The 21,147-nt window shown below is 61.8% G+C and carries 19 protein-coding genes; 9 read left to right on the forward strand and 10 right to left on the reverse strand.

Going from position 1 to position 21,147, the window contains the following annotated elements; all coding sequences use genetic code 11:
• Positions 1–20: 20 nt before the first annotated feature.
• From hflD to THL1_RS12360, 4 genes are all read right to left on the reverse strand, one after another.
• Positions 21–641 carry a high frequency lysogenization protein HflD gene (gene hflD / locus THL1_RS12345; RefSeq protein WP_069083543.1) on the reverse strand — a complete coding sequence of 207 codons (621 nt, stop codon included), beginning with the start codon at positions 639–641 and terminating at the stop codon, positions 21–23.
• On the reverse strand, positions 638–1,756 hold the full coding sequence (gene mnmA / locus THL1_RS12350) for a tRNA 2-thiouridine(34) synthase MnmA (protein ID WP_069083544.1): 1,119 nt from the start codon (positions 1,754–1,756) through the stop codon (positions 638–640). The genes hflD and mnmA overlap by 4 nt, the downstream gene beginning before the upstream one ends.
• A gap of 55 nt (positions 1,757–1,811) precedes the next feature.
• Positions 1,812–2,255 (reverse strand): NUDIX hydrolase, encoded by a 444-nt coding sequence (locus THL1_RS12355; RefSeq protein WP_069083545.1) that lies wholly within the window; start codon positions 2,253–2,255, stop codon positions 1,812–1,814.
• A gap of 93 nt (positions 2,256–2,348) precedes the next feature.
• The gene (locus tag THL1_RS12360) at positions 2,349–4,577 is read right to left on the reverse strand and encodes an NADP-dependent isocitrate dehydrogenase (protein ID WP_069083546.1); all 2,229 of its coding nucleotides are present in this window, start codon (positions 4,575–4,577) and stop codon (positions 2,349–2,351) included.
• A 357-nt stretch (positions 4,578–4,934) separates the two neighbouring features.
• On the opposite strand from THL1_RS12360, the gene icd reads away from it, so the two are divergent.
• The gene (icd, locus tag THL1_RS12365) at positions 4,935–6,191 is read left to right on the forward strand and encodes an NADP-dependent isocitrate dehydrogenase (RefSeq protein WP_069083547.1); all 1,257 of its coding nucleotides are present in this window, start codon (positions 4,935–4,937) and stop codon (positions 6,189–6,191) included.
• A 68-nt stretch (positions 6,192–6,259) separates the two neighbouring features.
• On the opposite strand, the gene cspD is transcribed toward icd, so the two are convergent.
• A complete protein-coding gene (gene cspD / locus THL1_RS12370; RefSeq protein WP_069083548.1) occupies positions 6,260–6,523 on the reverse strand; it encodes a cold shock domain-containing protein CspD in 264 nt (87 codons plus the stop codon).
• Positions 6,524–6,753: 230 nt separating this feature from the next.
• On the opposite strand from cspD, the gene clpS reads away from it, so the two are divergent.
• The gene (clpS, locus tag THL1_RS12375; protein ID WP_069086497.1) at positions 6,754–7,116 is read left to right on the forward strand and encodes an ATP-dependent Clp protease adapter ClpS; all 363 of its coding nucleotides are present in this window, start codon (positions 6,754–6,756) and stop codon (positions 7,114–7,116) included.
• A gap of 28 nt (positions 7,117–7,144) precedes the next feature.
• On the forward strand, positions 7,145–9,415 hold the full coding sequence (gene clpA / locus THL1_RS12380; protein ID WP_069083549.1) for an ATP-dependent Clp protease ATP-binding subunit ClpA: 2,271 nt from the start codon (positions 7,145–7,147) through the stop codon (positions 9,413–9,415).
• Between the two features lie 54 nt (positions 9,416–9,469).
• Here clpA and infA read toward each other — a convergent pair whose 3' ends face one another.
• From infA to trxB, 4 genes are all read right to left on the reverse strand, one after another.
• Complete coding sequence (gene infA, locus THL1_RS12385; protein ID WP_016492441.1) at positions 9,470–9,688, reverse strand: translation initiation factor IF-1; 219 nt, start codon at positions 9,686–9,688, stop codon at positions 9,470–9,472.
• Between the two features lie 100 nt (positions 9,689–9,788).
• On the reverse strand, positions 9,789–10,496 hold the full coding sequence (locus THL1_RS12390; RefSeq protein WP_069083550.1) for an arginyltransferase: 708 nt from the start codon (positions 10,494–10,496) through the stop codon (positions 9,789–9,791).
• Positions 10,497–10,550: 54 nt separating this feature from the next.
• Positions 10,551–11,231 (reverse strand): leucyl/phenylalanyl-tRNA--protein transferase, encoded by a 681-nt coding sequence (aat, locus tag THL1_RS12395; RefSeq protein ID WP_069083551.1) that lies wholly within the window; start codon positions 11,229–11,231, stop codon positions 10,551–10,553.
• Positions 11,232–11,269: 38 nt separating this feature from the next.
• Complete coding sequence (gene trxB / locus THL1_RS12400; protein ID WP_069083552.1) at positions 11,270–12,220, reverse strand: thioredoxin-disulfide reductase; 951 nt, start codon at positions 12,218–12,220, stop codon at positions 11,270–11,272.
• Between the two features lie 265 nt (positions 12,221–12,485).
• Here trxB and ftsK point away from each other — a divergent pair, with 265 nt between their 5' ends.
• The 6 genes from ftsK (at position 12,486) to cysG (ending at position 20,075) form a co-directional block, all read left to right on the forward strand.
• Positions 12,486–14,894, forward strand: coding sequence for a DNA translocase FtsK (ftsK, locus tag THL1_RS12405; RefSeq protein ID WP_083245870.1), 2,409 nt, complete (start codon positions 12,486–12,488; stop codon positions 14,892–14,894).
• Positions 14,895–14,924: 30 nt separating this feature from the next.
• Positions 14,925–15,551, forward strand: a complete 627-nt coding sequence (gene lolA / locus THL1_RS12410) for an outer membrane lipoprotein chaperone LolA (RefSeq protein ID WP_069083553.1) — start codon at positions 14,925–14,927, stop codon at positions 15,549–15,551.
• 12 nt (positions 15,552–15,563) lie between these two features.
• Positions 15,564–16,889, forward strand: coding sequence for a replication-associated recombination protein A (locus tag THL1_RS12415; protein WP_069083554.1), 1,326 nt, complete (start codon positions 15,564–15,566; stop codon positions 16,887–16,889).
• The gene (gene crcB, locus THL1_RS12420) at positions 16,886–17,260 is read left to right on the forward strand and encodes a fluoride efflux transporter CrcB (protein WP_069083555.1); all 375 of its coding nucleotides are present in this window, start codon (positions 16,886–16,888) and stop codon (positions 17,258–17,260) included. Before THL1_RS12415 ends, crcB begins: the two co-directional genes overlap by 4 nt.
• Before the next feature lie 16 nt (positions 17,261–17,276).
• Entirely contained in the window at positions 17,277–18,557 is a 1,281-nt protein-coding gene (gene serS, locus THL1_RS12425) for a serine--tRNA ligase (protein ID WP_069083556.1), read from the forward strand.
• A gap of 123 nt (positions 18,558–18,680) precedes the next feature.
• Complete coding sequence (gene cysG, locus THL1_RS12430) at positions 18,681–20,075, forward strand: siroheme synthase CysG (protein ID WP_069083557.1); 1,395 nt, start codon at positions 18,681–18,683, stop codon at positions 20,073–20,075.
• Here the strand turns inward: cysG and THL1_RS12435 are convergent.
• Complete coding sequence (locus tag THL1_RS12435; RefSeq protein ID WP_069083558.1) at positions 20,060–21,073, reverse strand: glutathione S-transferase family protein; 1,014 nt, start codon at positions 21,071–21,073, stop codon at positions 20,060–20,062. The genes cysG and THL1_RS12435 overlap by 16 nt on opposite strands.
• Positions 21,074–21,147 lie beyond the last annotated feature (74 nt).

A 21,147-nucleotide genomic window follows, 5' to 3' on the forward strand; every position in this document is an offset into this window, starting at 1 on the left:
TCGACACATGGCACGTCGGGTCAGCCGCGGAGCAGGGGGTAGAGCTCGTTCAGCAGCTTGCGGCGGCTGAACAGGAGCTGCCAGCGATTGCCGCCCAGCTGGCGCCAGAGGCGCGCGGCGCGGATGCCTGTGAGCAGCAGGGCACGGATTTTCGCGGCGTTGCTGGATTGCTGCAGGTGGCGCATGTCGCCGTGCACCTGGATGCGCTGGCGGAAGGTGCTCAGGGTGTCCTGGTAGAGGCTGGCACAGGCCGCAATGACGTTGTCGTGTACCAGTCCGAAGTGCTGTACCTGCTGCTGGATCTGGTCCAGGCGGGTGCCAATGATGTCCAGCATGTCGCCGCGTTTGGCCAGTTGGCGTTCCAGCGTGAGCAGGGCCAGGGCATAGCGCAGGGGCTCGCGTTGCAGGCTGGCGGGTTCGCGCTCCAGTGCGCTGGCCAGGGCCTTGTAGCCGTCGCGCAGGTTGATGTCGTCGCCGCCGTAGACTTCCAGGGTGTCCTTCGGATTGCGGATCAGCAGGCTTCCGAGCATGCAGCTCAGCGGCGGTTCGCTGATCTGCCCGGTCTTGGCGATGCGGTCCACCAGGGCAGCGGCTTCGAAGACAGCGCCGAGGGCGACCAGTTGTTCGCGGGTCTGGTTCATGGGCGCTGTACCCCTGCATCCCAGGGGTGAGCGCTTTCGATCACACCGCCGCCGAGGCAGATTTCGCCGTCGTAGAACACGACCGACTGGCCTGGTGTGACGGCGCGCTGGGGTTCGTCGAATACTGCGACATAGCCGTCTGCGGTCTTTTCCAGCGTGCAGGGCTGGTCGCTCTGGCGATAGCGCACCTTCGCCTTGAGGCGGCGTGGCTGGCTGAGGTCGATGGGGTTGACCCAGTAGATGTCGGAAGCTTTCAGCGAGCGGGAGAAGAGCCAGGGATTCTCGTTGCCCTGGCCGACGATCAGCACGTTGCGCGAAAGGTCCTTGGCCAGCACGTACCACGGGTCGTCGCTGGCGTCTTTCATGCCGCCGATACCCAGGCCCTGGCGCTGACCGATTGTGTGGTACATCAGGCCGTGGTGGCGCCCGATGACGTCGCCCTCAGTGGTTTCGATACTGCCGGGCTGGGCGGGCAGGTACTGCTTGAGGAAGTCGGTGAAACGGCGCTCACCGATGAAGCAGATGCCGGTGGAGTCCTTCTTGCGCGCAGTCGCCAGGTCGTATTTCTCGGCAATGGCGCGCACTTCGGGCTTCTCCAGTTCGCCGACCGGGAACAGGGTGCGAGCGATCTGCTCACCGCCGACGGCGTGCAGGAAGTAGCTCTGGTCCTTGTTCGGGTCCAGGCCCTTGAGCAGTTCGGTGCGGCCGTCGATGTCGCGGCGGCGCACGTAGTGGCCGGTGGCGATCAGGTCTGCGCCAAGGGACAGGGCGTAGTCGAGGAAGGCTTTGAACTTGATTTCGCGGTTGCAGAGGATGTCCGGGTTCGGCGTGCGGCCTGCCTTGTATTCGGCGAGGAAGTGCTCGAACACGTTGTCCCAGTACTCCGCGGCGAAGTTGGCGGTGTGCAGCTTGATGCCGATACGGTCGCAGACGGCCTGGGCGTCGGCCAGGTCCACCTTGGCGGTGCAGTACTCGGTGCCGTCGTCCTCGTCCCAGTTCTTCATGAACAGGCCTTCCACCTGATAGCCCTGCTCGAGGAGCAGGAGGGCGGAAACCGAGGAGTCGACGCCGCCGGACATGCCGACTATGACGCGGGTATTGGCTGGATCACGCATGGGAATCTGCACTGGCTGTTGAGCAAAAGCGGAATTCTAACAGGGCTGGGGCTGGTCAGGCGACGCGGATCAGGCTGAGGGGGAACCGCTCGCCTGCGAGGTAGTCATCGATGCAGCGCAGGACCAGATGACTGCGCCAGCGGTCTTTTTCCGCCAGGAGTTCATCGCGCGTCAGCCAGCGCGGCCCGATGATGCCGTCGTCCAGCGGCTGGTCCGGGTGGTGGTGCAGTGGGCGGGCGGCGAAGCAGACGCGCTGGTAGGTCACGCCGTTGCTGGGGGCGGTGTAGAGATAGATGCCGGTGACGGCAGTGAGCTCGACCTCCCAGCCGGTTTCCTCGAAGGTTTCGCGAATGGCGGCTTCGAGCAGGCTTTCATCGGCTTCCAGATGGCCGGCTGGCTGGTTGAACACCGCGTGGCCGCCGGCCAGCTCCTCGACCAGCAGGAAGCGGCCCTGGTCTTCGACGATGGTTGCGACCGTGATATGGGGTTGCCAGCTCATCTGGGACTCCTGATGACAATAGACATGGTGCCGATAACGCCAAAAAAGAAACCCCGGACAGGGCCCGGGGTCTCTTTTGACTGCCTGAGGCGATTAAGCCAGCAGGCCGTCGATCGCAGCATTGAAGGTGCTGCTGGGGCGCATCACCTGGCTGGTCAGCTCCGGATTCGAGCGGTAGTAGCCGCCGATGTCCACGGCTTTGCCCTGGGCACCGTTCAGTTCAGCGACGATGGTCGCTTCCTGTTCGGTCAGGGTCTTGGCCAGCGGCGCGAAGTGGGCCTTCAGCTCGGCGTCTTCGTTCTGGGCTGCCAGGGCCTGGGCCCAGTACAGCGCCAGGTAGAAGTGGCTGCCGCGGTTGTCGATCTCACCGACCTTGCGGGACGGCGACTTGTTGTTGTCCAGCAGTTTGCCGGTGGCTTCGTCCAGTGCCTTGCCGAGCAGCTTGGCCTTGGCGTTGCCGGTCTTGATCCCGGTTTCTTCCAGGGAGACCGCCAGGGCCAGGAACTCGCCCAGGGAATCCCAGCGCAGGTAATTCTCTTCCACCAGCTGCTGCACGTGCTTCGGAGCCGAACCGCCGGCGCCGGTCTCGTACATGCCGCCGCCCGCCATCAGCGGAACGATGGAGAGCATCTTGGCCGAGGTGCCCAGTTCCATGATCGGGAACAGGTCGGTCAGGTAGTCGCGCAGTACGTTGCCGGTCACTGAAATGGTGTCCTGGCCGCGCAATTGGCGCTCCATGCTGGTACGGATGGCTTCGTTGTAGCCCTTGATGCTGATGTCCAGGCCAGTCAGGTCGTGGCCCTGCAGGTACAGCTCGACCTTCTTGCGCAGTTCGCGGTCGTGGGCGCGCTCCGGGTCCAGCCAGAAGATGGCCGGGGTGTTGGACTGGCGGGCGCGGGTAACGGCCAGCTTGACCCAGTCACGGATCGGGGCGTCCTTGGTCTGGCAGGCGCGCCAGATGTCGCCGGCTTCCACTTCGTGCTGCATCAGCACGGTGCCATCGGCGGCCACAACGCGCATGGAGCCGTCGGCGGTCATTTCGAAGGTCTTGTCGTGGGAGCCGTATTCCTCTGCTTTCTGGGCCATCAGGCCAACGTTCGGTACGGTACCCATGGTGGTCGGGTCGAAGGCGCCGTTGGTTTTGCAGAAGTTGATCATTTCCTGGTAGATGCGAGCGTAGGTGCTCTCGGGCATCACCGCCTTGGTGTCTTTCTGCTTGCCGTCCTTACCCCACATCTGGCCAGAGTTGCGGATCATCGCCGGCATGGAGGCGTCGACGATCACGTCGCTCGGGATGTGCAGGTTGGTGATGCCCTTCACGGAGTCGACCATCGCCATTTCCGGACGGTGGCTGTACACCTCGTGGATGTCGTGGAGGATCTCTTCCTGCTGGGACGCCGGCAGCACCTTGATCTTGTCGTAGACGCTGCTGATGCCGTTGTTCGGGTTGACGCCCAGTTCCTTGAACAGCTCGCCGTACTTGTCGAACACGTCCTTGTAGTAAACGCTGACCGCGTGACCGAATACGATCGGGTGGGAGACCTTCATCATGGTCGCCTTGACGTGCAGGGACCACATGACGCCGGTTTCCTTGCAGTCCTGCAGGGTCTGCTCGAAGAAGGTGCGCAGTTTCTTGCAGCTCATGAACATGCTGTCCAAGACTTCGCCGTCCTGCAGGGAGAGCTGCTTCTTGACCTCGACCTTGCCGTCCTTGCCGACGAACTCGATGCGCACGTCACCGGCCTTGGCCATGGTGATGGACTGTTCGCTGGAGAAGAAGTCGCCGCCACGCATGTAGTCGGCGTGGGAGCGGGAGGCCATGCTCCACTTGCCCATGGAATGCGGGTGCTTGCGAGCGTAGGCCTTGACGGCGGCGGGAGCGCGGCGGTCGGAGTTGCCTTCGCGCAGTACCGGGTTCACGGCGCTGCCCAGAACCTTGGCATAGCGGGCGCGAGCGTCTCTCTCGTCGTCGGTCTGCGGGTCTTCCGGGAAGTCTGGAACGCTGTAGCCCAGGGCCTGCAGTTCGGCGATGGCGCCTTTGAGCTGCGGCACGGATGCGCTGATGTTCGGTAGCTTGACGATATTGGCGTCAGCGGAAGTGGCCAGCACGGCCAGGTAGGCCAGGTCATCTTCGATGCGTTTGTCGGCTTCGAGCTTGTCGGCGAAGCTGGCCAGGATGCGTCCTGCAAGAGAGATGTCGCGAGTTTCGACGTCGATGCCTGCTGATGCGGCAAAGGCCTTGACGATCGGGAGGAGCGAGTAGGTGGCGAGCGCAGGGGCTTCGTCGGTGAAGGTGTAGGTGATCTTCGGACGGTTGGACATTAACGTTTAACTCTCTTCTTTTCTGGGCGCGCACAGACTCTCGAAGCGCATTGGTAGACGCATTCGCTCAATGTCGACGTTGAGCTCGGCCGAGAATTGCCGCGGGGGTAATGGAGCGCCAGTAGAGCGTTGTACGGCCGAACCATGGTGGTGGTCTGGCCGTTGCGAGGACAGTGAGTCTGGTCCCAGACTGCTCGCCCCCGATGACTGTCAAGTCACGGCGCGCAGTATATCACTCCTTTAGGCGGGCTGACGCAGACGCCTGCTTTCGACTAAGGAAGATATGGTCGATGACCGGCCAACTGGAGTAGGCTCACGAGCTGCAAGAGCGTTCTCAACCACAACACGGAGCTCAGCATGGGATACCAAAAGATCCAGGTGCCGGCAGTCGGTGACAAAATCACCGTCAATGCAGATATGTCCCTGAAGGTACCGAACAATCCGATCATCCCCTTCATCGAGGGTGACGGAATTGGCGTCGACATCAGCCCTGTCATGATCAAGGTAGTAGATGCCGCCGTTGCGAAGGCTTACGGCAGCGATCGCAAGATTTCCTGGATGGAGGTCTACGCTGGCGAGAAGGCCACCCAGGTCTACGATCAGGACACCTGGCTGCCGAAAGAAACGCTGGAAGCCGTTCGTGACTACGTCGTCTCTATCAAAGGCCCGCTAACCACGCCGGTCGGCGGTGGTATCCGCTCCCTCAACGTGGCCCTGCGCCAGGAGCTGGACCTCTACGTTTGCCAGCGTCCGGTGCGTTGGTTCGAAGGCGTGCCGAGCCCGGTGAAGAAGCCCGGTGACGTTGACATGGTGATCTTCCGCGAGAACTCCGAAGACATCTACGCCGGCGTCGAGTGGAAAGCCGGCAGCCCCGAGGCCGAGAAGGTCATCAAGTTCCTCACCGAGGAAATGGGCGTCAAGAAGATTCGCTTCACCGAAAACTGTGGTATCGGCATCAAGCCGGTTTCCCAGGATGGCACCAAGCGCCTGGTGCGCAAGGCTCTGCAGTACGCCGTGGATAACGATCGCAGCTCGGTGACCATCGTCCACAAGGGCAACATCATGAAGTTCACCGAAGGTGCCTTCAAGGAGTGGGGCTACGAGGTCGCGCGTGACGAGTTCGGTGCCGAACTGCTGGATGGCGGCCCGTGGATGCAGTTCAAGAACCCGCGTACCGGCAAGAGCGTCGTGGTCAAGGATGTGATCGCCGACGCCATGCTGCAGCAGATCCTGTTGCGCCCGGCCGAGTACGACGTGATCGCGACCCTGAACCTGAACGGTGACTACCTGTCCGACGCCCTGGCGGCTGAAGTGGGTGGCATCGGTATCGCCCCTGGCGCGAACCTGTCCGACACCGTTGCCATGTTCGAGGCTACCCACGGCACCGCGCCGAAGTATGCGGGCCAGGACAAGGTAAACCCGGGCTCGGTCATCCTCTCTGCAGAGATGATGCTGCGTCACATGGGCTGGACCGAAGCTGCCGACCTCATCATCAAGGGCACCAACGGCGCAATCGCCGCGAAGACCGTGACCTACGACTTCGAGCGTCTGATGGATGGCGCCAAGCTGCTGTCCTGCTCGGAGTTTGGCGACGCCATCATCGCTCATATGTGAGCCTGGAGGCGGATACAAAAAGGCCGGTCATCTGACCGGCCTTTTTTATGCCCAAATATTGCGAAGGCTCAAACTTCTACCATGCTGCCCTGGGGTTGGCTGATTGCAGCAGGTGCTTCGGTGGTGGCCGTGACTGCTCGAATATTCACGGCGTGCAGCCCTTTGGGGCCCTGGATGATATCGAAGCTTACCGGCTGTCCAGCCTTTAGCGTCTTGTAGCCGTCCATCTGAATGGCCGAATAGTGGGCGAACAGGTCCTCATCTCGGCCTTCGGCAAGGATGAATCCATAGCCTTTGGCGTTGTTGAACCACTTGACCTTACCGCTAAGCATGCTGATATCCCTCTGCAAAGGACTCCATCACTGGAGTATCATCCACTTCGACTCCACGCCCTGAAGGCCGCCTTGGCCAGGCACGTGGATCCCCTGATACCCGAAGACGGGTATCCACTGGTTGTAACACCGTTTTGCCGTTAGTCAAGGCGCCGCCCGCATCGCCTGAGAAGCGGATCAAAGTCTTTCCAGCGGCCATTTCCCATACATCCATGACCTTTATTTCCAGCATGCATGCAAGCAGCCAGATTCGACTAACATTCAATCAGGATGGTCCGCAGCATCATGAGGACGACTCCACCGGCCTGGCAGTGCAAGAAGCCAAGCCGGCCCTGCAGGCTCCACCTATGTATAAGGTGGTGATGTTTAACGATGACTACACCCCTATGGATTTCGTGGTCGAGGTGCTCGAAGTGTTCTTCGGTTTGAACCGGGAACTGGCCACCAAGATCATGCTGACCGTGCATACGGAAGGTCGGGCGGTTTGCGGCGTGTTCACTCGCGATATCGCCGAAACCAAGGCCATGCAGGTCAATCAATATGCGAGAGAGAGCCAGCATCCGCTGCTCTGTGAGATCGAGAAGGACGGTTAACGCCGCCGCTTGGGTATGAGGTGAAGCCATGTTGAACCGCGAGCTCGAAGTCACCCTCAATCTTGCCTTCAAGGAGGCCCGCGCCAAGCGTCACGAATTCATGACGGTTGAGCACTTGTTGCTCGCTTTGCTGGACAATGAAGCCGCTGCCACTGTGCTGCGGGCGTGTGGCGCGAATATGGATAAGCTGCGGCATGATCTGCAGGAGTTCATCGATTCCACCACTCCGCTGATCCCTCAGCACGATGAAGACCGTGAAACCCAGCCCACGCTGGGCTTCCAGCGGGTCCTGCAGCGTGCTGTCTTCCATGTGCAGAGTTCCGGCAAGCGTGAAGTGACCGGTGCCAATGTGCTGGTTGCCATTTTCAGCGAGCAGGAAAGCCAGGCTGTGTTTCTGCTGAAGCAGCAGAGCGTGGCGCGCATCGATGTCGTCAACTACATCGCCCACGGCATCTCCAAGGTGCCGGGTCATGGCGAGCAGCACGATCATGAGCAGGAGATGCAGGACGAGGAGGGCGGGGAAGCCGCTGCTTCCGGTAATCCCCTGGATGCCTATGCCAGCAATCTGAATGAACTGGCCCGGATGGGGCGCATCGACCCGCTGGTCGGGCGTGAGAGTGAAGTTGAGCGTGTCGCCCAGATTCTGGCGCGTCGCCGCAAGAACAATCCGCTGCTGGTGGGCGAGGCGGGTGTCGGCAAGACCGCCATCGCCGAAGGCCTGGCCAAGCGCATCGTCGACAACCAGGTGCCTGACCTGCTGGCTGACAGCGTGGTCTACTCGCTGGATCTCGGCGCGCTGCTGGCAGGCACCAAGTACCGCGGTGACTTCGAGAAACGCTTCAAGGCGTTGCTCAACGAGCTGCGCAAGCGTCCGCACGCCATTCTCTTCATTGACGAGATCCACACCATCATCGGTGCCGGTGCGGCGTCGGGCGGGGTGATGGATGCGTCCAACCTGCTCAAGCCGCTGCTCTCCTCGGGTGAGATCCGCTGCATCGGTTCCACCACCTTCCAGGAGTTCCGCGGCATCTTCGAGAAGGATCGGGCTTTGGCTCGGCGCTTCCAGAAGGTCGATGTCACTGAGCCTTCGGTGGAGGATACCGTCGGTATTCTCAAGGGGCTCAAGGCACGCTTCGAGCAGCACCACCATATCGAGTACAGCGATGAGGCCCTGCGTGCTGCGGCTGAACTGGCGGCGCGCTATATCAATGATCGGCACATGCCCGACAAGGCCATCGACGTGATCGACGAGGCTGGTGCCTATCAGCGCCTGCAGCCGGAAGAGAAGCGCGCCAAGCGCATCGAAGTGGCCCAGGTCGAGGACATTGTCGCCAAGATCGCGCGGATTCCTCCGAAGCATGTCTCCAGTTCCGACAAGGAGCTGCTGCGTAACCTGGAGCGCGATCTGAAGCTGACAGTGTTCGGTCAGGATGCTGCCATTGATTCCCTGTCGACCGCCATCAAGCTATCCCGTGCCGGTCTCAAGTCGCCGGACAAGCCGGTAGGCTCCTTCCTCTTCGCTGGCCCCACGGGGGTCGGCAAGACTGAAGTGGCCCGCCAGTTGGCGAAGGCAATGGGTATCGAGCTGCTTCGTTTCGATATGTCCGAGTACATGGAGCGGCACACCGTTTCGCGTCTGATCGGTGCGCCTCCTGGCTATGTCGGCTTCGATCAGGGCGGTCTGCTGACCGAGGCTATCACCAAGATGCCGCATTGTGTGCTGCTACTGGATGAAATCGAGAAGGCCCACCCTGAAGTCTTCAACCTGCTGTTGCAGGTGATGGATCATGGCACGTTGACCGATAACAATGGGCGCAAGGCGGACTTCCGCAATGTGATTCTGGTCATGACCACCAATGCGGGCGCCGAAACCGCTGCGCGGGCCTCCATCGGCTTCACGCTGCAGGATCACTCCTCGGACGCCATGGAAGTCATCCGCAAGAGCTTCACGCCGGAGTTCCGCAATCGCCTGGACACCATTATCCAGTTCGGCCGACTGAGCCATGAAGTGATCAAGAGCGTCGTGGACAAGTTCCTCACCGAGCTGCAGGCGCAACTGGAAGACAAGCGAGTGCAGCTGGTGGTCAGTGATGAGGCTCGCGGCTGGCTGGCTGAGCGCGGCTATGATGCGCAGATGGGGGCTCGTCCGATGGCTCGCCTGATCCAGGACAAGATCAAGCGTCCGCTGGCGGAAGAGATCCTGTTTGGCGAGTTGGCCGAGCATGGCGGCGTCGTGCATGTCGACGTCAAGGATGAGGAGCTCGGCTTCGAGTTCGAGACGACGGCGGAAATGGCCTGACTGACGGCCACCCATAAAAAACCCGGCGGACGCCGGGTTTTTTATGACTATCGATCAGCGGGCGCGATAGGTGATGCGGCCCTTGCTCAGATCGTATGGCGTCAGCTCGACGCGAACCTTGTCTCCGGTGAGGATGCGGATGTAATTCTTGCGCATTTTGCCGGAGATGTGCGCGGTGACGACGTGCCCATTTTCCAACTCCACACGGAACATGGTGTTGGGCAGGGTGTCGATGACAGTGCCTTCCATTTCGAAGCTGTCTTCTTTCGACATGCAGTAAAGCCCTCGGTATTCAGAGATGGTCCCTGCCGCAGATGCGGCGGGCAAAAACGGCGTGCATTGTGCCCGAAAACTGTGCTGCTCGCCAAGGGCTTCAGCTAAGTGTCACCCAGCGCTGGTTGACGAACAGTTCGATCGGGCGGTACTGGGTCTTGTAGTTCATCTTCCTGCAGTTCTTGATCCAGTAGCCTAGGTAGACGGCCTGCAGGCCGAGGCGGGCGGTTTCACCGATCTGCCAGAGGATGGCGTAGCGGCCAAGGCTGCGCCGCTCTTCGTCGGGATCGTAGAAGGTGTAGACGGCAGAGAGACCGTTGGGCAGGGCGTCGGTTACGGCGACCGCTTTCAGTTCGCCATTGAGGCGGAATTCGTAGAAGCGGGAAAAAGGCAAATCGCGCACCAGGAAGGTGGAGAACTGGTCCCGGCTGGGCGGGTACATGTCGCCATCGGAATGACGTTGCTCGATGTAGCGAACGTAAAGCGCGTAGTACTCCTCGGTGAAGGCTGGGCGCACGGCGATGACGTTGAGGTCGGCGTTGCGCTTGAGGATGCGCTTTTGCTGTCGATTGGGGATGAACTGGTCCGCGGGGATGCGTGCCGGCACGCAGGCGTTGCAGCGTTGGCAGTGCGGTCGGTAGAGGTGGTCGCCACTACGGCGGAAGCCCATTTCCGACAGTTCGGCGTAAACCTCCACATCCATGGGCTGGCTGGGGTCGAGGAACAGGGTGGTGGCCTGCTCCTCGGGCAGGTAGCTGCATGGATGCGGTTGAGTGGCATAAAACTTGAGACGAGCCAGCTCGGTCATGGTCAACCCCCGGGTGAACCCTTCAGCAAGTGTATGTCAGGCTGCGGGGCTCGCCTAGGCGATCCAGTTCGCGTTGTTCGGCTGATCCAGATAAAGCTGCAGGTAGCGGGAGAACTTCTCCCGGCTGATGGTGCGGGCGCCGAAACTTTGCAGGTGCTGGGTCGGCATCTGGCAGTCGATCAGCACGAAGCCCCATTGGTGCAGGTGCTGTACCAAGGTGGCGAAACCGACTTTGGAAGCATTGTCGGCGCGGCTGAACATGGATTCGCCGAAGAAAAGCTTGCCCATGGCCAGCCCGTACAGGCCACCCACCAGTTTGTCGCCGCTCCAGACTTCCACCGAGTGAGCTACGCCGCGACGGTGCAGTTCGATGTACGACGCCTGCATCTCTGTTGTGATCCAGGTGCCGTCGGCGTAATCGCGCGGTCCGGCGCAGCCTTCGATGACGGCTGGAAATACCTGGTCGAAGGTCACACGAAAGCGCTCCTGGCGCAGCAGCTTGGAGAGGCTGCGAGAGATGTGGATTTCCTGTGGGGGAAGCACGGTGCGAGGGTCGGGGGACCACCAGAGGATAGGTTGGCCGTCCTGATACCAGGGGAAGCAGCCATGGCGATAGGCCTGGATCAGGCGCTCCGGCGATAAATCGCCGCCAGCGGCGAGCAAGCCGTTGGGTTCACGCAGGGCGCGGCCGAGCGGCGGGAAGGTGAGGGAGTCGCGCTGTAGCCAAGTGAGCATGGGGAGGGGAGGGCGGGCCCGCGAGCCCGCCTGACCTGTCAGTTGTCGTCGAGGAACTTCTCGGCGTCCAGCGCTGCCATGCAGCCCGAGCCAGCGGAAGTAATGGCCTGGCGGTACACGTGGTCGGCCACGTCGCCGGCGGCAAACACGCCCGGAGTGCTGGTGGCGGTGGCGTTACCCTCTAGGCCGCCTTGCACGATCAGGTAGCCGTCGCGCATTTCCAGTTGGCCCTGGAACAGTTCGGTGTTGGGTTTGTGCCCGATGGCAATGAAGACGCCGGCCAGGGACAGCTCTTTCGTGCTGCCGTCAGCGGTGCTCTTCAGGCGTACGCCGGTCACGCCGGTGTTGTCGCCCAGGACTTCGTCCAGGGTGTGGTTCCAGTGCAGGCGAATGTTACCGTTGGCGGCCTTCTCGAACAGCTTGTCCTGAAGAATCTTCTCGGAGCGCAGCTTGTCGCGCCGGTGGATCAGGTGCACTTCCTTGGCGATGTTGGCCAGGTAAAGGGCCTCCTCTACCGCGGTGTTGCCGCCACCGATTACGCAGACCACCTGGTTGCGATAGAAGAAGCCATCGCAGGTGGCGCAGGCAGAAACGCCCTTGCCGGCGAAGGCTTCTTCGGATGGCAGGCCGAGGTACTGGGCAGAGGCGCCGGTGGAGATGATCAGGGCGTCGCAGCTGTAAGTGCCGCTATCGCCCTTGAGGATGAAGGGGCGCTTTTGCAACTCGGCGGTGTGGATGTGGTCGTAGACAATCTCGGTGTCGAAGCGCTCGGCGTGCTTTTGCATGCGCTCCATCAGGGCGGGGCCGGTAAGCCCTTCGACGTCGCCCGGCCAGTTGTCCACTTCAGTGGTGATGGTCAGTTGGCCGCCAGGCTGGATGCCGGTGATGACCACAGGCTTCAGGTTGGCGCGCGCGGCATAGACGGCCGCGGTGTAGCCCGCCGGGCCGGAGCCCAGGACGATCAATCGGGAATGCTTGACTTCGCTCATAAAAAGGCTCCATAAGTCTTTGTCACGAAAGAGAATGCATGCTCCAATTGAGCATTGCGCAAATTGTTGGCGGCTATGCTACACCGAAGCGCGAGACGTCGCCAAAACGCCGGAGCGACAATCCGTTTCCGCATGGCGTCGCGCGGGCAAATCCGTACAATGGGCCACGTTCCGAATGGGTTGGAGCCCGTGATGGCACACTGCCTGCGGACTTTCACCCTCGACCGACTCTTGAACGCGCCACGGGCGCAGGAAAAGACGCGTTTTGAAGAATTCCACGACCAGAGCCCAGATCCCCGTCTGGCGCCAGCAATTGCATTATCGCCTCAAGGAAGGTGCGTTGATCGCGCTGGGCGCCGTCTGCCTCTACCTGTGGATGGCGCTGCTCACCTACGATTCCTCCGATCCGGGTTGGACCCACACCAGCAATGTCGAGCAGGTTCAGAACGCAGCCGGACGCCTTGGCGCCTGGTTCGCCGACATCCTGTTCATGGCCCTGGGCTATTTCGCGTACGTCTTTCCGCTGCTGCTGGCCATCAAGACTCTGCAGGTCTTTCGCCATCGCCATGAGCCCATCGACTGGAGCGGCTGGCTGTTCTCCTGGCGCCTGATCGGGCTGGTCTTCCTAGTGCTGTCCGGCGCCGCGTTGGCCGATATCCACTTCCAGGACCACGCCGGGCTGCCCGCCTCCGCCGGTGGCGCGCTTGGCGAGAGTCTCAGTCATCTGGCGGTCAATGCCCTCAATGTGCAGGGCAGCACCTTGCTGTTCTTCGCGCTCTTCCTGTTCGGCCTGACCGTATTCACCGACCTGTCCTGGTTCAAGGTCATGGATCTGACCGGCAAGATTACCCTCGACCTCTTCGAACTCATCCAGAGCGCAGTCAACCGCTGGTGGAGTGCTCGCCTCGAGCGCAAGCAACTGGTAGCCAAGCTGCGTGAAGTGGATGTGCGGGTGAACGAAGTCGCAGCGCCGGTGGTTTCCGACCGTCGCGAGCAGGCCAAGGTCAAAGAGCGTCTGATCGAGCGCGAAGACGCATTGGCCAAGCACATGACCGAGCGCGAGAAGCGTCCAGCTCCGGTCATCGCGCCGCCGCCGGCACCCAAGCCGGCCGAGCCGAGCAAGCGTGTGCAGCAGGAAAAGCAGGCGCCGCTGTTCGTCGACACCGCCGTTGAAGGGACCCTGCCGCCAATTTCCATTCTCGATGTGGCCGAAAAGAAGCAGAAGAGCTTCTCTCCGGAGTCCTTGGAAGCCATGTCCCGCCTGCTGGAAATCAAGCTGAAGGAATTCGGCGTTGAGGTGCTGGTGGAATCGGTCCATCCCGGTCCGGTGATCACCCGCTTCGAGATCCAGCCGGCCGCTGGCGTGAAGGTCAGCCGCATTTCCAATCTGGCGAAGGACCTTGCCCGATCCCTCGCGGTGATCAGCGTCCGCGTGGTGGAAGTCATTCCTGGCAAGACCACGGTCGGTATCGAGATTCCCAACGAAGACCGGCAGATCGTGCGCTTCTCCGAGGTGCTGTCTTCTACCGAGTATGACGACGCCAAGTCGCCGGTCACCCTGGCCCTCGGACACGACATCGCCGGCAAGCCGATCATCACCGACCTGGCGAAGATGCCCCACCTGCTGGTGGCGGGTACCACCGGTTCCGGTAAGTCGGTCGGCGTGAACGCCATGATTCTGTCGATTCTGTTCAAATCCACGCCTGAGCACGCGCGGATGATCATGATCGACCCGAAGATGCTCGAACTCTCCATTTACGAAGGCATTCCGCACCTGCTGTGTCCGGTGGTCACCGACATGAAAGAGGCGGCCAACGCACTGCGCTGGAGCGTTGCCGAGATGGAGCGGCGCTACAAGCTGATGGCCGCCATGGGCGTGCGTAACCTGGCCGGTTTCAACCGCAAGGTGAAGGACGCCGAAGAAGCGGGTACGCCGCTGACTGATCCGCTCTACCGTCGCGAGAGCATGGAAGACGAAGCTCCGCTGCTGAAGACGCTGCCGACCATAGTGGTCGTCGTCGATGAGTTTGCCGACATGATGATGATCGTCGGCAAGAAGGTCGAAGAGCTGATCGCACGTATCGCCCAAAAGGCGCGTGCCGCAGGTATCCATCTGATCCTGGCCACCCAGCGCCCGTCGGTGGACGTGATCACCGGTCTGATCAAGGCCAACATTCCGACCCGGATGGCGTTCCAGGTTTCCAGCAAGATCGACTCGCGCACGATCCTCGATCAGGGTGGCGCCGAGCAACTGTTGGGCCACGGTGACATGCTCTACCTACCGCCGGGCACCGGCCTGCCAATCCGCGTGCATGGCGCGTTCGTCTCCGACGATGAAGTGCATCGCGTGGTGGAGGCCTGGAAGCTGCGCGGCGCACCGGACTACATCGAAGACATCCTGGCTGGCGCGGAAGAGGGCGGTGGCAGCTTCTCCGGTGGCGAGGGCGGTGAAGGCGGCAGTGAGGGCAGCGAGGACGACCCGCTCTATGACGAGGCGGTACGCTTCGTGACCGAAAGTCGCCGCGCCTCGATCTCAGCGGTGCAGCGCAAACTGAAGATTGGCTACAACCGCGCCGCGCGCATGATCGAGGCGATGGAAATGGCTGGGGTAGTGAGCGCCATGAACGGCAACGGGTCGCGCGAGGTAATCGCGCCGGCACCGATGCGAGACTGATCCGAAACGGATTTTTTGACGAGGATTTCCATGCGACTGATCCGCATGCTGATGGTGGCCGTGCTCGGCCTGGCGACCCTGCAGGTCCAGGCTGACGACAAAGTTGCCATCAGCCGCCTGACTGAAATGCTGAACAAGGCCCAGACCATCACCGGCCGGTTTTCCCAACTGACCCTCGATGGTTCTGGCACCCAATTGCAGGAAACATCTGGCGAGCTGTCGTTGAAGCGACCAGGCCTGTTCCGCTGGCACACCGATGCGCCCATGGAGCAGCTGCTGGTCTCCAATGGCGAAAAGGTCTGGCTCTACGACCCGGATCTGCAGCAGGTGACTATCCAGACGCTGGACCAGCGACTGACCCACACGCCGGCGCTGCTGCTCTCGGGTGATGTTTCGAAGATCAGCGAGAACTTCGAGATCACTCACAAGGAAGGTGGTGATGTGGTCGATTTCATCCTCAAGCCGAAGGCCAAGGACACGCTGTTCGACACCTTGCGCCTGTCCTTCCGCAATGGCGTGATCAATGACATGCAGCTGATCGACAGTGTCGGCCAGCGCACCAACATTCTCTTCCTCGGGGTCAAGATGAACCAGGCGATCGATGCCGCCCAGTTCAGCTTCAAGGTCCCGGAAGGCGCTGACGTCATCCAGGAATAAGCTGTTACGCCCATGGATCTGTTCCGCTCCGAACCTATCTCCCAGCCCCTGGCGGCGCGCCTTCGTGCCACTAGCCTGGACGAGTATGTCGGCCAGGGGCACCTGCTGGCGCCGGGCAAGCCCCTGCGCGAGGCCCTGGAGCAGGGTGCGCTGCATTCCATGATCTTCTGGGGGCCGCCCGGGGTCGGTAAAACCACTCTGGCCAAGCTGTTGGCTCAGGTGACCGACGCCCACTTCGAAACCATTTCCGCAGTGCTCTCCGGGGTCAAGGAAATTCGCCAGTCGGTGGAAGTGGCGAAGCAGCAAGCCGCTCAGTATGGTCGCCGCACCATCCTCTTCGTGGATGAGGTGCATCGCTTCAACAAGTCCCAGCAGGATGCCTTTCTGCCGTATGTGGAAGATGGCACGCTGATCTTCATTGGCGCGACCACCGAGAACCCATCCTTCGAACTCAACAACGCACTGCTCTCCCGTGCTCGCGTCTATGTGCTGAAAAGCCTGGATGAAGCGGCCCTGCGTCGGCTGGTGGCGCGCGCCTTGAACGAGGACAAGGGCCTCGGCAAGCGCAAGCTGAGCCTGCCCGATGAGAGCTTTGCCATCCTGATGGCCGCCGCCGACGGAGATGGCCGGCGCCTGCTCAACCTCCTGGAGAATGCGGCTGACCTGGCCGAGGACGGCGGCGAAATCGGCGCTGAGCTGCTGCAGAATCTGCTGGGCGATAGTCGTCGCCGATTCGACAAGGGCGGCGAGGCCTTCTACGACCAGATTTCAGCCCTGCACAAGTCGGTGCGCGGCTCCGACCCTGATGCTGCCCTCTACTGGTACGCACGCATGCTCGATGGTGGCTGCGATCCGCTGTACATCGCGCGCCGCGTCGTGCGCATGGCCAGTGAGGATATTGGCAACGCCGACCCGCGCGCCCTGAGCCTGTGCCTGTCGGCGTGGGATGTGCAGGAGCGTCTGGGTAGTCCGGAAGGTGAGTTGGCGGTCGCGCAGGCCATTACCTATCTGGCCTGTGCGCCGAAGAGCAACGCTGTGTACATGGCGTTCAAGTCCGCCATGCGCGACGCCGCCGAAAATGGCTCGCTGGAGGTGCCGCTGCACCTGCGCAATGCACCGACCAAGCTGATGAAGCAGTTGGGCTATGGCGAGGAGTACCGCTACGCTCACGACGAGCCGGACGCCTATGCGGCGGGCGAGGACTATTTCCCCGAGCAGCTGGAGCCCCGTCAGTACTATCAGCCTGTGCCTCGGGGCCTGGAGCTGAAAATCCGCGACAAGCTGCAGCATTTGAAGCACCTCGATCACAGCAGCGCCTGGCAGCGGAGAAAGTCGTGATCGGACTGATCCTGGCGGTGTCCGCCGGTGGTGTGGCCGGCACGCTGTTGCGCTTCGCCACCAGTAATCTGGTGGCCAGCTACTGGCCACGCTACTTCTACGCCGGTACCCTTGCGGTCAACATCGTCGGCTGCCTGCTGATCGGCTACCTCTATGGGCTTTTCCTGTTGCGTCCCGAGGTGCCGGTGGAAATCCGATCTGGCCTTATGGTGGGATTCCTTGGCGGCCTGACGACCTTTTCATCCTTTTCCCTCGACACGCTGCGCCTGCTGGAAAGCGGCCAGTTGCCACAGGCCATGGGCTATGGGTTGCTGAGTGTGTTGGGCGGCCTGCTCGCCACCTGGGCTGGCCTGATACTGACGAAAATCTGAGAGACGAGAACCTGACATGCTCGATGCCAAACTGGTCCGCACCCAGCCCCGGGAAATCGCGGAACGCCTCGCTACCCGTGGCTTTGAACTGGATGTAGCACGCCTGGAAGCGCTGGAAAACCAGCGCAAGTCCGTTCAGACCCGGACCGAACAATTGCAGGCTGAGCGCAACGCTCGTTCCAAGTCCATCGGCCAGGCCAAGCAGCGCGGCGAAGACATCGCGCCGCTGCTGGCGGACGTCGACCGTATGAGCAGCGAGCTGGAAGAAGGCAAGCGCGAGCTGGAAAGCATTCAGGCCGAGCTGGACAATCTGCTGCTGAACATCCCGAACCTGCCCCATGAATCCGTGCCGGTAGGCGAGGACGAAGAGGGCAACGTTGAAGTGCGCCGCTGGGGCACTCCGCGCAGCTTCGATTTCGAGGTCAAGGATCACGTGGCCCTGGGCGAGCAGTACGGCTGGCTCGACTTCGAAACCGCCGCCAAGCTGTCTGGCGCCCGTTTCGCCCTGCTGCGCGGGCCTATCGCCCGCCTGCACCGCGCCCTGGCGCAGTTCATGATCAACCTGCACGTCACCGACCACGGTTACGAAGAAGCCTATACGCCTTACCTGGTCCAGGCTCCGGCGCTGCAGGGCACTGGCCAACTGCCCAAGTTCGAGGAAGACCTGTTCAAGATCTCCCGTGAGAACGAGGCTGACTTCTACCTGATCCCGACGGCTGAAGTTTCCCTGACCAACATCGTGTCCGGTGAAATCGTCGACGCCAAGCAGTTGCCGATCAAGTTCGTCGCCCACACTCCGTGCTTCCGCAGCGAAGCCGGCGCCTCGGGTCGCGATACCCGCGGCATGATTCGCCAGCATCAGTTCGACAAGGTCGAGATGGTGCAGATCGTCGAGCCGTCCAAGTCTTTCGAGGCCCTGGAAGGCATGACCGCCAATGCCGAGCGCGTGCTGCAACTGCTCGAACTGCCCTACCGTGTGCTGGCTCTGTGCACCGGCGATATGGGCTTCAGCGCCGTCAAGACCTACGACCTGGAAGTCTGGGTGCCGAGCCAGGACAAATACCGCGAGATTTCCTCCTGCTCCAACTGCGGTGACTTCCAGGCTCGCCGCATGCAGGCGCGCTACCGTAATCCGGAGACCGGCAAGCCCGAGCTGGTCCACACCCTGAACGGCTCTGGCCTGGCTGTTGGTCGTACCCTGGTGGCCGTTCTGGAAAACTACCAGCAGGCCGATGGCAGCATCCGCGTGCCCGAAGTGCTCAAGCCCTACATGGGCGGCATTGAAGTCATCGGCTGATTGCCCACCCCTGCCCAGGCAGGGGGATATGGACAATCCCACCGCCCGCGTCGTAGCCAGGCTGCACGCGGGCGGTGATCGTTCAAGCTCCATCTTCATTCGTTATCGCTAGAAGGCATTGCTATGGATTTCCTCCCGCTGTTCCACAATCTTCAAGGGCGCCAGGTGCTCGTGGTCGGCGGGGGAGAGGTCGCTCTGCGCAAGGCTCGCCTGTTGGCCGACGCCGGGGCACGGCTGCGGGTGGTGGCGCCAAAGATCGAGGCGCAACTGCTGGACATGGTCGAGCGCAGTGGCGGCGAGTCCTGCCTGCGTGGTTATCAGGAGATGGACGTGGATAGCTGCGTCCTGGTCATCGCCGCGAGCGACGATCAGGCCTTGAACGCGAACGTATCGGCGCATGCCCAGGCACGCGGCATTCCAGTCAATGTCGTGGACGCGCCGAAGCTCTGCAGCGTGATTTTCCCTGCAATCGTAGACCGGTCACCGCTGATAGTCGCGGTGTCCAGCGCCGGCGATGCCCCGGTTCTGGCGCGGTTGATCCGTGCCAGGATCGAGACGTGGATTCCCGCGGCCTATGGCCAGTTGGCGGGGCTGGCGAAGAAATTCCGTGACCAGGTGAAGACCCTGTTTCCTGACGTGCAGCAGCGCAGGGTGTTCTGGGAGGAAGTGTTCCAGGGGCCGGTGGCCGAGCGCATGTTGGCCGGGCAGGGCGGCGAAGCCGAGCGCCTGCTCGCCGAACGCGTTGCTGGCGGCGCGCCCAAAGCCCTGGGAGAGGTTTATCTGGTGGGGGCCGGCCCGGGTGATCCTGACCTCCTGACCTTCCGTGCCTTGCGCCTCATGCAGCAGGCCGATGTGGTGCTCTACGACCGCCTGGTGGCGCCATCGATCATTGAACTCTGCCGGCGCGATGCCGAGCGTATCTACGTCGGCAAGCGTCGTGCCGACCACGCATTGCCCCAGGATGAGATCAATCGCCAGTTGATCGAGCATGCGAAGAAAGGTAAGCGAGTGCTGCGACTGAAGGGTGGTGACCCCTTTATCTTCGGCCGTGGCGGCGAGGAGATCGAGGAACTGGCTGCCAACGGCATTCCCTTCCAGGTCGTGCCCGGTATTACAGCCGCTTCGGGCTGCGCCGCCTACGCGGGAATCCCGCTGACTCACCGTGATTACGCGCAATCGGTACGCTTCGTCACCGGCCACCTGAAGGATGGAAGCTGTGATCTGCCCTGGGGTGATCTCGTCGCGCCAGGCCAGACACTGGTGTTCTACATGGGGCTGGTCGGCTTGCCGCTGATCTGTGAGCAGCTCATCAGGCATGGCCGCGCCGCCGAAACCCCGGCAGCCCTGGTGCAACAGGGCACCACCAGCCGCCAGCGCGTATTCACCGGTACCCTGGCCAACCTGCCGCAGCTCGTCGCGGAGCACGAAGTCCACGCGCCTACGCTGGTGATCGTGGGCGAAGTGGTGACGCTGCGCGAGAAGCTGGCTTGGTTCGAGGGCGCTCAGGCTGGGGTCTGATCCTTCGACGTGACCGGCAGTGCACTCAAGTGGCCGCGACCATGGGGGCGGCTGAAGTCCCGCACCGGCCCAAGCGGCACGACACCCGTGGGGTTGATGGTGCGATGGCTGGCGTAATAGTGATGCTTGATGTGGGTGAAGTTCACTGTCTCCGCCACGCCCGGCCACTGGTACAACTCGCGCAGCCAGCCTGACAGATTGGGGTAGTCCTCCAGGCGGCGCAGGTTGCACTTGAAGTGGCCGTGATACACGGCGTCGAAGCGAATCAGGGTTGTGAACAGGCGCCAGTCTGCTTCGGTGATGTACTCCCCAGTCAGGTAGCGCCGCGTTTCGAGCAGCGCATCCAGCTGGTCGAGCTCGTCGAACAGGGTCTGGAAGGCTTCCTCGTAGGCATCCTGGGTGGTGGCGAAGCCGGCGCGATAGACGCCATTGTTGATCGCTGGGTAAATGCGCTCGTTGAGTGCGTCTATCTCGGAACGTAGCGCTTGCGGATAGAAGTCCAAGCGATTGCCGGTCAGGTGGTCGAACGCACTGTTGAACATCCGGATGATTTCCGAAGACTCGTTGCTGACGATCCTTCCGGTCTTCTTGTCCCAGAGCAGCGGCACAGTGACGCGACCGGAGTACTCAGGGCTGTCCTGGGTGTAGCGCTGGTGCAGATACTGCAGCCCGTCGAGCCTGTCACCAGTCGAACCGTGTTGCGGATCGAAGGTCCAGCCCTGATCCTGCATCAGCCAACTCACTACGGAAACGTCGATCAGCGATTCCAGGCCTTTCAGCTTGCGGAAGATCAACGTGCGGTGCGCCCAGGGGCAAGCCAGAGACACATAGAGGTGATAGCGACCCGCTACGGCTGGAAAGCCCCCTTCACCCGAGGGGCCCGGTGTGCCGTCGGCGGTGATCCAATTGCGTCGCCGAGCGCTTTCGCGCTGGAAGCGTCCATCCTTGGCAGTGTCATACCACTTGTCATGCCACTTGCCATCGATCAACAGGCCCATGGTTGGTCTCCGAAGTTGGGGTTCGAGGACCAGTTTATCGACAGTTGATCGATGGAAAAGCAAAAAAGGGTGGA

The organism is Pseudomonas sp. TCU-HL1 (assembly GCF_001708505.1).
Lineage (GTDB): Bacteria > Pseudomonadota > Gammaproteobacteria > Pseudomonadales > Pseudomonadaceae > Metapseudomonas.